Source organism: Acidovorax sp. JHL-3, assembly GCF_000526295.1.
Classification (GTDB): Bacteria; Pseudomonadota; Gammaproteobacteria; order Burkholderiales; family Burkholderiaceae_C; genus Acidovorax; species Acidovorax defluvii.
In genome coordinates this window covers 1,066,170-1,080,341 of record NZ_JAFU01000001.1, presented here as the reverse complement: position 1 = coordinate 1,080,341, position 14,172 = coordinate 1,066,170, and the positions used below count along the sequence as shown (strand labels likewise).

The window sequence follows — 14,172 nt, the reverse complement described above, 5'->3', positions numbered from 1 at the left end:
GTGCCACATGCACCCCGCGTTGCCCCGGCCACTCCTCAATCGCCGTCCTACCCCACGTGCTTTGCAAAGAAGGCCAGGGTGCGGTCGCGCGCCACCAGTGCCGAGGCTTCGTCATAAGACCCGCGCTGGTCGCAGTTGAAGCCATGGTCGGCGTCGTAAACATGCACCTGCACGTCGGGGTGCGCGCGCGCAAAAGCCTGCACGCTGTCCACCGAAATCCAGTGGTCGTGCTGGCCAAAATGTGCCAGCACCGGCACCTGGGGCTGGCGCGCCACTTCGGCCACCGTGGTCATGCCGCCGCCGTAATAGCACGCCGCCGCCGATAAGCCCTTCAGGCTGCAGGCCGCGCGCCAGGCCAGCAAGCCACCCCAGCAAAAACCCACAATGCCCACCTTGCCGCCACCCTGCTGCGCGGCGTAATCGATGGCAGCCTGGATGTCGGGCATGGCACCGGCGCCGGGCAGTGCCTCCACCGCCGTCTTGAAGCCAAAGCCCACGCCCATGTCGGCCTCGCTGTAGCCCAGGTCCACATCGGGCTGCACGCGCGCAAAGGTGGCGGGGGCCACTGCCAGATAGCCACGCGCCGCGAAACGGTCGGCCACCGCACGGATGTGCGAATTGACACCGAAGATCTCCTGCAGCACCACCACGGCGCCACGCGGCGCTCCGTCGGGCTGGGCCACCCAGGCGGGCACCACAAAACCGTCCTGCGACGTCAGATTGACAAACTGGCCCATGCAATTGCTCCTTGAGAAGAAAACCTGTGGTGCAAAGACACCACCGCCACCCACGAAAGCACTCCGGCCCGGTGCCGGGATGCTGTAATGCACCCCATTCTTGCAGGAGACCGGTTGTGCTCAAAGTGGTTGTTGTCACCCGCGCAGGCCGCCGCATCGGGGCGGCCACGGCTCTCGCGTGGCGGCTGCCAGATGCCACCCGCACCACCCGTACCACCCCCACGCGCATTTTCGAAGGCCACCGATGGATCTGAAACCCCTCATCACCTTGCTGGCCATCGTGAACCCGCTGGCTATCGTGCCGTTTTTCATCCACTACACCCAGGGGTTTTCCAGCGATCAGCGTCGGCGCACCATCCGCACCGCGGCCCTGGCGTCGTTTTGCGTGATTGCAGCGTGTGCCCTGCTGGGTCTGCAGATTCTGGAGTTCTTCAACATCTCACTGCAAAGCTTTCAGGTGGGCGGAGGCATGTTGCTGCTGATCAGCGCCATGAACATGCTCAACGCACAGCCGGCTGAGGCCAAGCCCCACACACACGAGTTCGAAGAAGGCGCCGAAAAAGCCGCCGCAGGCAGCAGCATTGCCGTGGTGCCCCTCACCATTCCCCTGCTCACCGGGCCTGCCAGCATGTCCACCGTGGTGATTTACGCCGACCGGGCGCAAACTTTCTGGCAGCACGCGGCGCTGGTGGGCTACGGCGTGGTGATTGCGCTCGCCACGGCCCTGTGTTTTTCGCTCGCCGATCCGATTGCCCGCGTGCTGGGCAAGACAGGCATCAACGTGATGACGCGGCTGATGGGCCTGATCCTGGCGGCACTTGCCGTAGAGGTGATGGCCGATGGCCTGGGCAAGCTGTTCCCCATTCTCGGAGCGAGGTAAGCACCCTTGGCTGCGCGATTGCTGTTGCTGGAAGACGACCCGGCCATCGCCCGCACGGTGGTGTACACACTCGAACGCGATGGCCTGGCCGTGACGCACAGCCTGCTCCTGCGGGACGCCCGCCAGCAAGTGCAGGCCCGGGCGTTCGACCTGCTGGTGCTCGATGTGGGGTTGCCCGATGGCAGTGGGCTGGACCTGCTGCAGCAGGTGCGCAACACCCCGGCCCCCACCGCTGGAACACCTGGAACACCTGGAACACCCGGCACGCCCAGCGCCACCCCGGTGCTGATGCTCAGCGCGCGCGGTGAAGAACTGGACCGCGTGCTGGGACTGGAACTGGGCGCCGACGACTACCTGACCAAACCGTTCAGCCCGCGCGAACTGGCAGCCCGCGTCAAGGCGCTGCTGCGCCGCGCCGGTGCGCCAGCAGCCGCGCTTGCAGCGGCCCCGGCACTGTTGCACGACGATGCCGCGGGGCAGCGCATCAGCCTGCGCGGTGAGCCACTGGCACTGACCCGGCGCGAATACCGCCTGCTGGCCTGCCTGCTGGCGGGCGCAGGCCGCATCCACGCGCGCGAAACCCTGCTGGCCGCTGCCTGGGGCGACGAGAGCGACAGCCACGACCGCACGGTGGACACCCACATCAAGACCCTGCGCGCCAAGTTGCGCGAGACCGATCCGTCGCGCGAATACATACAGACGCACCGGGGCATGGGTTACTGCCTGAACCTGTGAAATATGAGCCAAATCGGCCTCCAGCGCTTACACAGCAAGCGCTAGTAGCTATGATTTTTGAAACCCACTGACCCCGCATTGGTGACCCATGCGCCTTGGCATCCGCCTGCTTTTCGCGTTCTTCCTCATCAACGGCATTGCGGCCTTTTTCGTGCTGCGCGTGTTCACCGCCGAAATCAAGCCCAGCGTGCGCGAGGTGATGGAAGACATGATGGTGGACACCGCCAACCTCCTGGCCGAGCTGGCCAGCGATGACCTGGCGGCCGGGCGCCTGGCGCAGGGCGACGCTGACAGCGCCTTTGCCCGCCATGTGCGCAACTACGCCAGCCGCCCCATCGACGCAGGCATCTGGGGCTTTGCCAAGCAGTCGCTGGATTACCGCATTTACGTCACCGATGCCACCGGGCGCGTACTGTTCGACTCGCAGGGCCAGGCAGTGGGCCAGGACTTCTCGCAGTGGCGCGACGTGGCCCGCACCCTGCGCGGCGAATACGGCGCGCGCATGACCCGCGAAGTGCCCAGCGACGACACCAGCGGTGTGATGCACGTCGCCGCCCCGGTGCTGGTGCAAGGGCGCATCCTCGGCGTGCTGACGGTAGCCAAGCCCGTGCGCACCGTGCAGCGCTTCATCGACCGGGCCGAACGCAAGGTGCTGATGGGCGGCCTGGTGTTGTTGCTGCTGTCGGCCGCCGTGGGCGTGGCCGTGACGCTGTGGATGGTGTGGAACGTGCGCCGCCTGCGCGACTATGCCCTGAGCGTGCAGGGCCCCGCCGATGGCGAGCACGACACCCTCCCGGCCACCGCACTGGCCGTGCCCCAGGTGCCCGGCGAGCTGGGCGACCTGGCGCGCGCCATGGACCGCATGCGCACGCGGCTACAAGGGCACGACTACATCGAAGGCTATGTGCGCGCACTCACCCATGAGCTCAAAAGCCCCGTGGCCGCCATCCGTGGCGCGGGCGAGCTGCTGCAGGAAGACTTGCCCGCCGCCGACCGGGCGCAATTTGCCACCCAGGTCGTGCAGCAAAGCGAGCGGCTGCAGCGGCTCATCGACCGGCTGCTGGAGCTGAGCAAGCTGGAGCAGCGCCAGCACACCGAAGTGCGCAGCCCCGTGTCGCTGCACGACTGCGCCAGCGCCGCCCTGGCCAGCAGCCAGGCCCGTGCCATGCAGCGGGGCCTGCAACTCACGCTCAGCGGTGCGGGCGCCAGCGGGCCGTGGGAGGCCGAGCTGGTGACCATGGCCCTGACCAACCTGCTCGACAACGCCATGGATTTTTCCCCGGCTGGCAGCATCATTCGCATCGAACTCGACGGCACCAACGTGGCCGTACAGGACAGCGGGCCCGGCGTGCCCGACTACGCCTTGCCGCGCCTGGGTGAACGCTTTTTCACCACCGCACGGCCGGGCGGCGAGCGCAGCGGCTCCGGCCTGGGGCTGGCCATAGTGCGGCGCGTGATGGCCCTGCATGGCGGGCACCTGGCCGTGCGCAACACGCAGCCAGGGTTGCGGGTGGTGCTGGAGTTTCCAGCCGGATAAACGGGCGTGCGCACAACGCGGCACGCCCCTTCGCCATGGGCAGATCACGGCCGCCAAGCTGCTGCGTTCTTGCAACCCGTCAGCCCAGCACCGCCCAGGTGTGGCAAGCCGTTCCCGCCGCCACAAACCCATGCCATACCGCGTGGGCATACCGAATGCGGGCGTCCAGCACAAAAAAGACCACCCCCAAGGTATACAGGCAGCCCCCGGCCACCAGCCATTGCGCGCCCGCCGCAGACGCACGCTCCAGGATGGGCACCACTGCCAGCAACACCAGCCACCCCATGGCGAGATACCCGCCCGTGGACCACCACGGCGACGACAGACGGCCCATGGCCTTGAGCACCATGCCTGCAGCGGCCACCAGCCACACCACCACCAGCGTAGCGCTGTCCCCTGGGCCGCCGAGGTGCCCCGACGCAAAGACCGTGTAACTGCCCGCAATGAACAGATACACCGCGCCGTGGTCGAGCTTCAGAAAAACCCGTTTGGCGCGGCCCTGCGGCAACGCGTGGTAAACGGTGGACGCCAGGTACAGCCACACCATCGTTGCCACGAACACGCAGACACCGACAAAGCCCTCTGCACTCCGGCTTCGCCCCCAGGCCACCAGCCAGTAACCGGCGACCACGGCTGCGGCCAACGCAGCCCCGTGGCTGGCCGCGTTGGCGATTTCCTCACCGCGGCTTTGCGGGCGCCCGGCGTTGCCCGAAAGGAAAAACCGGCCCATCGCCCGTTCCTAGTTCCTAGTGCGGGAGCGCAGTCTGCTGGCGGTCGCGCCAGGCGTGGTAGCGCGCCCGCTGCAGGGCAAAAAACTCCACCAAACCCCACGCCATGCCGCAGCCCACCAGGCCGCACAGCATGAGCCAGCGCATGGCGTCAATCCTGCGCTGGCGATGGGGACGTGAATTCTTCATGGGAGAAACAGTCGTTGCCCGGCAAATCCAGCCAACGCCAGGTTTCGTCGAACAGTTCGTCGAAGAGTCTCTGCAATCCGAGCAGTTTCCAGAGCATGCGAGGCCTTTGGAGAAGGTTGTGGGCCACTGCAAGGTAACTGCGGTATGTGACAGTTTGGCGTCCGTCGGCGCATTTGCCACACCCGCAGGTTCGATCAACACGCAAGGCCAGGCGGGCGGTATGCTGCGGCGTCCCCCCTCTGCAACCCCGCCCTCCACCACCGTGCCCGAAAACGTTCTGCCCGAACTGCGGGCCCTGGAAAAGATCCTGGAACAGGGCGGCCCGGACCTGCAGGTTCGCGTGGTGCGCGAGGTCAGCGTGGCGTCGGGCGCAAGCTTTCCCATCTACTCGATTGGCATTGGCAACCCCAGCCCGGACATCCCTGCCGTGGGCTTTTTTGGCGGGGTGCACGGCCTGGAGCGGATCGGCGCCGAGGTGGTGATTGCCTATCTGCAAAACATCGTCATGCGGCTGCGCTGGGACACCACGCTGCACCAGCAACTCGAACATGTGCGCCTGGTGTTCATGCCCATCGTCAACCCCGGTGGCATGTGGGCGGCCACACGCGCCAATCCCAACGGGGTGGACCTGATGCGCAACGCCCCCGTGGAGGCCCTGGACCGCGTGCCTTTCCTGATGGGGGGCCAGCGCCTGAGCGCAGGCCTGCCCTGGTACCGCGGCCACTTTGGCGAACCCATGGAAGTCGAGAGCCAGGCCTTGTGCGAGGTGGCGCGCACCGAGTTGCTGCCCCGGCCGTTCAGCATTGCGCTCGATTGCCATTCGGGTTTTGGCGTGCGGGACCGCCTGTGGTTTCCGTTTGCCCACACCCGCAAACCCATTGCGCACCTCAACGAGCTGCATGCGCTCAAAAACATCTTCCTGCAGGCGCACAGCAACCACCAGTACATCATCGAACCGCAGAGCGCGCAGTACCTCGCCCACGGCGACCTGTGGGACTACCTGTATCTGCAGGCCTGTGAGAACACCGAACGCATTTTCCTGCCGCTGACGCTGGAGATGGGCTCGTGGATCTGGATCAAGAAGAACCCGCGCCAGCTGTTCTCGCGCCTGGGCATCTTCAATCCGCTGATCGACCACCGCCAGCAGCGGGTGCTGCGCCGGCATCTGGCGCTGCTCGATTTTCTGTCGCGTGCGGCCTGCAGCCACCTGCGCTGGGTGCCCGGCAAGGAAAACTACGAACAACGCCGAGCCAATGCACTGGCCGAGTGGTATTGAGCGCGCCCCCATGGACACCTGGATTTTGTTGCGTGGATTGACCCGGGAGGCTTCCCACTGGGGTGCCTTTGCGGGCGATTTTCAGACTGCCTTGCCCCAGGCCCAGGTGGTGGCGCTCGACCTGCCGGGCAACGGCCAGCTCCATGCCCTGCCAAGCCCGCTCACCGTGCAGGGCATGGTGGCGGCTTGCCGCGCCGAACTGGCAAGGCAAGGGGTGTTGCCACCGTTTCATTTGTTTGCCATGTCGCTGGGCGCCATGGTGGCCACCGAATGGGCGCGCACTGCGCCCGAAGAAATCAGGGGGTGCGTGCTGGTGAACACCAGCTTTCGCCCGTTCAGCCCCTTTTTTCACCGGCTGCGGCCGCGCAACTACGCGGCATTGCTGGGACTGGTGCTGCACCCCCCATCGGCCGACGCCATCGAGCGCACGGTGTGGCGGCTGACAAGCAATGCGCCAGGCCCACGCACTGCCGTCATTGACGACTGGGTTGCCGCCCGCACCCGACGCCCGGTGTCGGCCATCAACGCCCTGCGCCAGCTGGTGGCGGCGGCACGCTACCGCGCGCCCACGGTGGCGCCCAGCCCCCCCGTCCTGCTGCTGGCCAGCCAGAACGACCATTTGGTGAACAGCCGCTGTTCACTGGCCATTGCCGACGCGTGGCACTGCGCCCTGGCCCTGCACCCCGATGCCGGGCACGACCTGCCGCTGGATGCGCCCCAGTGGGTGATAGAGCAGGTGCGGCATTGGTTGGCGCAGCAAGCCCCGTCGCAACGGCCAACGCCCAAAGAGAAATAACCCCCGTTTGGGATGACCTGCATAACCCTCGCGCGTCGGTGGTAGTGCGGATCGGGATGGGCCGCAAGGCGTCTTTTGCGGCCAATAGCCCCGCTATTGGCAAGAAAAGCAACGCAGTGGACCGCCCGAGACCGCGCTGCCACCGACCGCAGGGAGTTATGCAGGTCATCCCTTGCGCCACGCGCGGACTTCACGCTCACCTCACAAACTTCATCGTGGCCTCACCCGGGGCAACAACACTGCCTTCACATTCACCGTGGAGGAGCCCTTGAAAAATCCCTTGTTCAACAAACTGGCCGCGCTGGCGGCCATCACCCTGCTGTTGCTGTTCGGCCTGGGTCTGATCGAAGACGTGGTGCACGACCGCCAGCGCTACCGCAGCATGACGGCACAGGGCGTGGCCAACAGCCTCGCCGGCCCGCAAACCCTGGTGGGCCCGATGATCCACAGCGCCTGCGTGGAAAGCTGGGCTGTGGCCACCGGTCAGGGAGAGGAGCGCCGCGCCACCGAGCAGCGGCGCGAGTTTCTGCTGACCGCCATGCCTGAGCAACTCACGCTGCAATCGGGCGCCGCCATGCAGGAGCGCTCGCGCGGCCTGCACAAGGTGAACACCTACAACCTCAAGGCCCACATCACGGCGCAATGGGGCTCGCTGGCCAGCCTGCAGCCGCAGGCCACGGTAAAAGGCTCACGCATGCAGTGCGGCGCCCCCATCCTGATGATGGCGGTGGGCGATGCCCGCGGCATCCGCACCGCGCAGCTCACCCTGGGCGAGCAGACGCTGCCGCTCAGACCAGGCACCTTTCACCCCACCTACAGCCGGGGGCTGCACGCCGCGCTGCCCGAGGCCGTGCGCGACCAGACCAACGGCCTCTCGGCCACGCTGGAACTCGAACTGGTGGGCACCGAGCGCCTGGCCATGGTGCCCTTGGGCGGCAACACCGAGGTCCAGTTGGGCAGCAGCTGGCCCCATCCCTCGTTTGCGGGGCGTTTTTTGCCCTCCGAGCGCGAGGTGAAGGCCGACGGCTTCAACGCCCGCTGGCGCCTGTCGGCGCTGGCCACTACGGCCCAGCACGATATTGCCAACGGAAAAAAGGTGTGTGACGCAGCCAGCACAGCGGGCAGCGACCATGCCCTGGCCGCCACGGCGGAGCGCGACTGCGCCGACAGCTTCAGCGTGGCCTTCATCGACCCAGTCAACCCCTACACCCTGTCGGACCGGGCCATCAAATACGGGGTGCTTTTTATTGCGCTGACTTTTGTGGCGGTGGGCTTGTTCGAGCTGATGAAAAAGTTGCGCGTGCACCCGGTGCAATACCTGCTGGTGGGCAGCGCCCTGTGCAGCTTCTTCTTGCTGCTGGTAAGTCTGTCGGAGCACCTGCCGTTCGGCGTGTCGTATGCCATTGCCGCCACGGCCTGCGTGCTGCTGCTGGCTTACTACGCCAGCCACATGCTGGGCAGCCTGGCGCGGGGCGTGCCACTGGGCGCGGGCATTGCGTTGCTGTATGGCCTGCTTTATGTGCTGCTGCAACTGGAGCAGACCGCCCTGGTGGTAGGCGCCGTCGCGCTGTTCATGGTGCTCACCGCCGTCATGGTGCTCACCCGCAACGTGAACTGGTATGGACTGGCGCCCGCCCGCGCTGGCGCCAACTACGGCACCACCCACCCGGAGGCCGCATGACAACCGCCACGCAACGCACGCCCGCAACGCCCATGCAAACGCCCCTTGGTGCCAAAGCACCAGAGGTTTGGGCGCGCTATCTGGCCTCGGCGGCGGCGGCTGCGGTGTCCGGGCTGTCCGAGGGCGAAGCGCTGCGCTTGCAGCGCCACCGCGACCGTCTGCTGGCCGCGCTGCAGGTGCAAGACCGCGCCGCGCTGGAGCAAGCCAAACAGGATGTGCTGCAAGCCACCTGCCTGCCGCCCGGTTCGCCGGCATTGCGGCGCGCACTGAGGGAACTGTCGTGGCGGATGGCGGGCCTGCGGCTGCCACGTCGTCCGATACCGTGATGCCGTGATGCCGTGATGCACTCCGTTCTGGAATCCGCCAGTGAAAACAGCCTGCAGCGCAATAGGATCAAGCGCTAACAGCTATTTTTTAGATAGCATTGAACGAACGCCAAATCTCATCAAATCGTCACCGTGCCATTGAGCGCCTGGTTCTTGGCGGTGCACGGCGCCGCATCCTGGGCAGTGTGAACCCCGCGACGTACACACCATGCAAAAGCCCCGCTCTGGGCGGGGCTCTCGGGGTCGCAACCGTTCGGGCAATCCTTGCGGATCGCCCAACAGATTGTTTATTGACCGTACATGCGCTTGGCATCGTCCACGCACTTGGACTTGACGTCGCCCTGCATGGTGTCGCAGCGCTCCTTGGCGGCCTTGTAGTTGGCCTCGTTCTTCTCGGCAGACGCGTCCTTGCGTGCCTCGGCCACGGCAGCGCCCTTGGCGGCGGGTGTGTCGGCGGGCTTGGCCTGTGCCTGGGCTACCTTGGCGTTTTCCTTGGCGGCCACATGGGCAGCCTTGGCGTCCTTCACGCAAACGTCCTTGGCGTTGCCACTGAGGTCGTCGCATTTTTCCTTGGCGATGGCGTAGTCGGCATCGGCACGGGCCACGCGGGCCTTGTAAGCAGCTTTGGTGCTGGGTTTGTATTGCGCTTCCAGCTCAGCCTTGGCGACATCTTCATGGCCCTTGGCTTCCTTGACGCAAATATCCTTGGCGTTGTCGGTCAAGGCATTGCACTTTTCCTTGCTGGCCTTGTAGTCGGCTTCAATGGTGTCTTTCGCCGCCTTGTATTCAGGCTGCGTCAGTGCAAAAGCGCTGGTGGCCAACAGGCCCGCGGTGATGGATGCAATCAGTGTGCGTGCAATTTTCATGGGTCAATCCTTGGTGATGTTCGGGAAGGCGCAGGCGCCACAACGCCTGCGCACCGACAAATGAGCTCATTGCGCAAACGCGCGGCGCATCAGTCTTTGAAACGGAACTCGGGGTGGCGGTCCTGCCATTCCTTGAGCTGCTTTTCGGCCGCATCGCGAGCGATGCCGTGGCGCTCCTGCAGCTTGCCCAGGAACTGATCGCGCCGACCGGCGATCACGTCGAAATCGTCATCGGTGAGCTTGCCCCACTGTTCGACCATCTTGCCTTTGAACTGCTTCCAGTTGCCTTGGAGGGTGTCTTCGTTCATGGTGTGCTTCCTCGAAAATTTCGCCTCTGCCGTCCACCCGGAATGCGTGGAACCAATGCGAGATGCGATGGAGCCCACTGTAAAAACGATGGCCGCTGCGCCGCGTAGGCCATGCTGCGAAGCACGCGTCAGCGCAGGACTACGGTGCTGAAAGAAAAAAGCCAGACATTGCTCGCGCGAGACAGACAGCCGCCAAGCGCACGCCGCGCACGCCAGAGATAAACACCCAAGCGCACGGTGCAGGCAGCTGCCTAAAGGCGGTGCGCTCGAACGCAGTGGTCTCCCCTTGCTGCGCCTGGTGCTGACAGCGAGCGCGCCTTCAGGCGCCGCTCATCGTCCGAGCTGCTCCACCCACCGTGCCAATTCTTGCGCCACCTGGTGGGTGGCTTCGGCCAGTGCACGCGTGCCGCCAGCGGCATCGGCACTGCTCGCGGGGCGCTGCACGATGAAAACGCGCTGGCCCAGCAATGTTTCACCGGTCTGCGCGGGCTCTGACAGCGTGGCACGCAAGCGCACCAGGCCGACGCTTTCGGTGGCACTGGTGAAGACATGGCTGAACTCCTCCAGGTCCACGCGCAACACGGTGGGCAGCTTGCCGCCGGCGCGGGCCTGGGCGGCACCGCTTTCGAGCGTGAGCACGGCACGGCGCTGGCCCAGCTGGTCGAGCAGGCGCTGCTGCACCAGTTGCGCAGGCGGCTGACTCCAGCGCGCCTGGGTGTAGGGGCGCAGTTGCCGGGCATCGGTGTAAGCCAGGCGGTAGAGCACGGCGGTGCTGCCTTCGGCGAGGCCGGGGGCCTCTACGTCGGCCAGGGCCAGCGCAGGCAGCGGTGCACGGCGGTCGGTGGGCACTGGCGCCATGGCACCCGGGCCGAAGTCGTAGTGCACGGGGCGCGATGGCGGGGAGGGCAAGATCGAGCATCCTGCCACAAAAAATGCAACAAATACGACCGCAACCATTGATGGATAAGCGCAAGCAGCTATTGTTTTGATAGTTTTCATGGCGTATTCGATCAGGGTTGAACCTTGGGGGCCTCAAAACCGGGCTCTCCCGGGCCGGCGCCGGCACGGCCTGCACCATAGATGAAGAGCTGCGGGTTTTCGTTGATGCCCCCGGCCGTGCGCCCAAACTGGCGCGCAGCACGCGAGGTGTCGTCTGCGGCGCGGTTCAGGCGCGGCAGGGTAACGCTGCCAAACTGGTCTGCGGCGCGCGCCAGTGACTGGGTGCCCTGGGTGATCTGGTCGAGGGCACCGCCTTCAGCGCCCAGGCGTTTGTTGGTCTGACCGATGTCGATGGCCAGCGTGGACACCTGCGACCCCGCCTGTTCGAGCGCCTTGAGGGTCCGGCGCGCGTCGCCTACCAGGGGCGGCAGGGCCGCCAGGGTGGGGTCCAGGCGCTCTTTCACGGTGGTGTCCAGCCGCTGGGTGAGGGTCGCCACGCTGCTGGCCGCCTGCCCCATGCTGTCGAGTGCCGCACTGAACCGTTTCTGGTTGTCATCGCCCAGCAGCGTGTTGATGCGGTGCGTGGCTTCTTCCACCTGGCCCAGGATGGCGGGGCCTTGGTCCGCCAGGCGCGACAGCGGCGAGCTGCGCAGCGGCAGCCGCGGCAGGCCACTGGGGCCGGGGGGCACGGCTGGCTGCGCCACCCCCTCATCGTCCAGCTGCACATGGGCCAGCCCGGTGACTCCCTGGTAGCCCAGCACGGCGAAGGTGCCAGGGGTAATGGGGGCCTGGTCGTTGACGGCGATGCGGATCAGCACGTTGCCCGGAATCTGGGGGTCAAAACCAATGCGCGTGACCTTGCCAACGGCTACACCCTTGTAGCGCACGGCGGCCTGTGGCTGCAGGCCGGTAACGCCGTCCTTGCTGGTCAGCTCGTAGTGCTGGTAACTGGTGTTGTCGCGGGTGAGCCAGATCGCCAGACCCGCCAGCATGGCGGCCACCGCCAGCACGAAGATGCCGGCTGCAAGGGCGTGGGATTTGTTTTCCATCAGGATTCCTTGGCGGTAACCGCGTTATGCACTGGCGCCATGGCGCGCTGGCCGCGTTCACCCAGAAAAAAGTGTTCTATGAACGGATGAGGGTAGCGCGTCACTTCATGGGGCGTGCCGGTGACGATCACTTTCTTGTCTGCCAGCACAGCCACCCGGGTGCTCAGCGCAAACAGGGTATCGAGGTCGTGCGTGACCATCACGACGGTCAGGCCCAGCGCTGCATGCAGCTCGCGCAGCAGGGCCACAAAATCGTCTGCACTGCTGGGGTCAAGCCCCGCCGTGGGCTCATCGAGCAGCAGCAACGGGGGGTCCATGATGAGCGCCCGCGCCAGCGCCACGCGCTTGACCATGCCGCCCGACAGGTCGGCGGGCATGCGGGTGGCGTGCTCGGGCTTGAGGCCCACCATCTGCAGTTTGACCAGCGCCGCATCACGCACCACATCGGCCGGCAACGTGCCTTGCTCACGCAGGGCAAACGCCACGTTGTCGAGCACGTTGAAGGCCGAAAACAGGGCGCCGTGCTGGAACAGCATGCCCACACGGCTGGCAGCGCCTTCGCGCCCCATTTCCGAGGCCGGCTGGCCCAGCACCGTGACGCTACCGCGCGTCGGCCAGGCCAGGCCCAACATCTGGCGCAGCAGCACGGTCTTGCCGGTGCCCGAGCCCCCCACCAGCGCCAATATCTCGCCGCGTTGCACCGACAGCTGCAGGTCCTGGTGCACCGAAAAGGCCTCGTTGCCCTTGCCGAACGTGGTCCACAGCCCTTGCACGTCCACAACGGGCGGCTCGCCAGGCGCGACGGCGATGTGCCCGGGTTTGGCGGTGCGCTCCGTCATGGGCACCCTCTCTTTGAATTTGAAACTGGCGCGCGCGAAGCCAGCGGCCGCCGCTCAAGGGCCGCCCCGCCGAGCTGGCCGCGTTCACCTTCCCGCAAAACAACGTTTTGCGAGAGAAGGGGGAAGGCGCGAAGCGCATCAGGGGGATGCTTCCTCATATTCCGATGTTCTTGAATGCCACGGCAAACAGCGCATCCACGATGATCACCATGGTGATGGACGTCACGACCGAGGCCGTCGTGCCCTCGCCCAGGCTCTGCGTATTGGGTTTGACGCGCAGCCCCCAGTGGCAGCCAATCAGGGCGATCAGGGCGCCAAACACCACCGATTTGGACATCGCCAGCCCGAGGTTGCCAATCTTCACCGCCGAGGGCAGCGCCTCGACAAAGTACGCCGGCGAAATGTCCATGGCCACATCGGCCGCCAGCATGCCGCCAGCCAGTGCCGCCAGCGTGGTCCACACGCTGATGAGGGGCATGGCCAGCGCCAGCGCCAGCGTGCGCGGCAGCACCAGGCGAAAGCCATGGGGAATGCCCATCACGCGCATGGCATCGAGCTCTTCGGTGACCCGCATCACACCGATCTGGGCCGTGATGGACGAGCCCGACCGCCCCGCCACCAGAATGGCCGCCAGCATGGGGCCCAGCTCGCGAATCAACGAAATGCCCAGAATATTGACGATGAATGACTCGGCCCCGAACTGGCGCAGCTGCAGACTCATCAGGTAGGCCAGCACCACGCCAATGAGAAACCCCACCAGCGCCGTGATGGGCAGCGCCGTGGCACCCATGCGGTACACATGGCCCGACACATCACGCCAGGGCCCGCGCCCCGGCGCACGCGCCAGCCGTACGAGGTCAAGCATCAGCTGCCCCACCAGCTGCACCATGTGCCTGGCGTGGTCCGCACCATGCAGCACCAGCACACCCAGGTGGTCCATCTGCTCGGACAGGCGCCAGGGTTCTGCGGGCGGCGGCACTACGGTGAGGCTTGCCACACGCTCCAGCATGGCGCGCTGGGGGTCGGTCAGCTGCAAATGCTGCGGCCACTTCTGGCCCCAATGCTTCCAGAGCAACTGCGCGCCCACATGGTCCAGCCACTGCAGGCTGCGCAGGTCCCATCCTCCCGGAGGCACCGGTTGCTTGCGCAACTGTGCCGCCAGCGCGTGCCAGTGCTCACGGTGGCCCAGCTCGGCCGCACCCCAGCGGCCCAGCAATTGCGCCTGGGGCCCTTCGGGTGATTCGGCAAAGACGATGCGAGGCGAAAGATCGCTCATGGATGGGGCG

At 66.0% G+C, this 14,172-nt stretch carries 16 protein-coding genes; 7 read left to right on the top strand and 9 right to left on the bottom strand.

What is annotated here, in order from left to right:
* Positions 1–47: 47 nt before the first annotated feature.
* On the bottom strand, positions 48–737 hold the full coding sequence (locus K226_RS0104965; RefSeq protein ID WP_024813762.1) for a dienelactone hydrolase family protein: 690 nt from the start codon (positions 735–737) through the stop codon (positions 48–50).
* A 244-nt stretch (positions 738–981) separates the two neighbouring features.
* On the opposite strand from K226_RS0104965, the gene K226_RS0104955 reads away from it, so the two are divergent.
* The 3 genes from K226_RS0104955 to creC all read left to right on the top strand — a co-directional run bounded on the left by K226_RS0104955 (position 982) and on the right by creC (position 3,889).
* The gene (locus K226_RS0104955) at positions 982–1,617 is read left to right on the top strand and encodes a MarC family protein (RefSeq protein ID WP_024813761.1); all 636 of its coding nucleotides are present in this window, start codon (positions 982–984) and stop codon (positions 1,615–1,617) included.
* A gap of 6 nt (positions 1,618–1,623) precedes the next feature.
* Positions 1,624–2,352 carry a winged helix-turn-helix domain-containing protein gene (locus tag K226_RS0104950; protein ID WP_035240887.1) on the top strand — a complete coding sequence of 243 codons (729 nt, stop codon included), beginning with the start codon at positions 1,624–1,626 and terminating at the stop codon, positions 2,350–2,352.
* A gap of 88 nt (positions 2,353–2,440) precedes the next feature.
* The gene (gene creC, locus K226_RS0104945; protein WP_024813759.1) at positions 2,441–3,889 is read left to right on the top strand and encodes a two-component system sensor histidine kinase CreC; all 1,449 of its coding nucleotides are present in this window, start codon (positions 2,441–2,443) and stop codon (positions 3,887–3,889) included.
* Between the two features lie 79 nt (positions 3,890–3,968).
* On the opposite strand, the gene K226_RS18690 is transcribed toward creC, so the two are convergent.
* Together K226_RS18690 and K226_RS20045 are read right to left on the bottom strand one after the other, a co-directional pair.
* Entirely contained in the window at positions 3,969–4,619 is a 651-nt protein-coding gene (locus tag K226_RS18690) for a hemolysin III family protein (protein WP_035240886.1), read from the bottom strand.
* A gap of 16 nt (positions 4,620–4,635) precedes the next feature.
* Positions 4,636–4,806: a hypothetical protein gene (locus K226_RS20045; protein WP_201741004.1), complete on the bottom strand. Its 171-nt coding sequence runs from the start codon at positions 4,804–4,806 to the stop codon at positions 4,636–4,638.
* Between the two features lie 220 nt (positions 4,807–5,026).
* On the opposite strand from K226_RS20045, the gene K226_RS0104925 reads away from it, so the two are divergent.
* The 4 genes from K226_RS0104925 (at position 5,027) to K226_RS20165 (ending at position 8,885) form a co-directional block, all read left to right on the top strand.
* Positions 5,027–6,082 carry a M14 family zinc carboxypeptidase gene (locus K226_RS0104925; protein WP_051463516.1) on the top strand — a complete coding sequence of 352 codons (1,056 nt, stop codon included), beginning with the start codon at positions 5,027–5,029 and terminating at the stop codon, positions 6,080–6,082.
* A 10-nt stretch (positions 6,083–6,092) separates the two neighbouring features.
* Positions 6,093–6,878 carry an alpha/beta fold hydrolase gene (locus K226_RS0104920; protein WP_024813757.1) on the top strand — a complete coding sequence of 262 codons (786 nt, stop codon included), beginning with the start codon at positions 6,093–6,095 and terminating at the stop codon, positions 6,876–6,878.
* A gap of 268 nt (positions 6,879–7,146) precedes the next feature.
* Positions 7,147–8,559 carry a cell envelope integrity protein CreD gene (gene creD, locus K226_RS0104915; RefSeq protein ID WP_024813756.1) on the top strand — a complete coding sequence of 471 codons (1,413 nt, stop codon included), beginning with the start codon at positions 7,147–7,149 and terminating at the stop codon, positions 8,557–8,559.
* A complete protein-coding gene (locus K226_RS20165; protein WP_024813755.1) occupies positions 8,556–8,885 on the top strand; it encodes a hypothetical protein in 330 nt (109 codons plus the stop codon). Before creD ends, K226_RS20165 begins: the two co-directional genes overlap by 4 nt.
* Before the next feature lie 287 nt (positions 8,886–9,172).
* On the opposite strand, the gene K226_RS0104905 is transcribed toward K226_RS20165, so the two are convergent.
* The 6 genes from K226_RS0104905 to K226_RS0104880 form a co-directional block, all read right to left on the bottom strand.
* Entirely contained in the window at positions 9,173–9,751 is a 579-nt protein-coding gene (locus tag K226_RS0104905; protein WP_024813754.1) for a hypothetical protein, read from the bottom strand.
* Positions 9,752–9,840: 89 nt separating this feature from the next.
* The gene (locus tag K226_RS0104900) at positions 9,841–10,059 is read right to left on the bottom strand and encodes a CsbD family protein (RefSeq protein ID WP_024813753.1); all 219 of its coding nucleotides are present in this window, start codon (positions 10,057–10,059) and stop codon (positions 9,841–9,843) included.
* A gap of 330 nt (positions 10,060–10,389) precedes the next feature.
* On the bottom strand, positions 10,390–11,058 hold the full coding sequence (locus tag K226_RS0104895) for an ABC-type transport auxiliary lipoprotein family protein (protein WP_024813752.1): 669 nt from the start codon (positions 11,056–11,058) through the stop codon (positions 10,390–10,392).
* Positions 11,059–11,069: 11 nt separating this feature from the next.
* On the bottom strand, positions 11,070–12,047 hold the full coding sequence (locus K226_RS0104890) for an MlaD family protein (protein WP_024813751.1): 978 nt from the start codon (positions 12,045–12,047) through the stop codon (positions 11,070–11,072).
* On the bottom strand, positions 12,047–12,886 hold the full coding sequence (locus K226_RS0104885) for an ABC transporter ATP-binding protein (protein ID WP_024813750.1): 840 nt from the start codon (positions 12,884–12,886) through the stop codon (positions 12,047–12,049). The genes K226_RS0104890 and K226_RS0104885 overlap by 1 nt, the downstream gene beginning before the upstream one ends.
* Before the next feature lie 154 nt (positions 12,887–13,040).
* On the bottom strand, positions 13,041–14,162 hold the full coding sequence (locus K226_RS0104880) for an ABC transporter permease (RefSeq protein ID WP_024813749.1): 1,122 nt from the start codon (positions 14,160–14,162) through the stop codon (positions 13,041–13,043).
* Between the last annotated feature and the right edge of the window lie 10 nt (positions 14,163–14,172).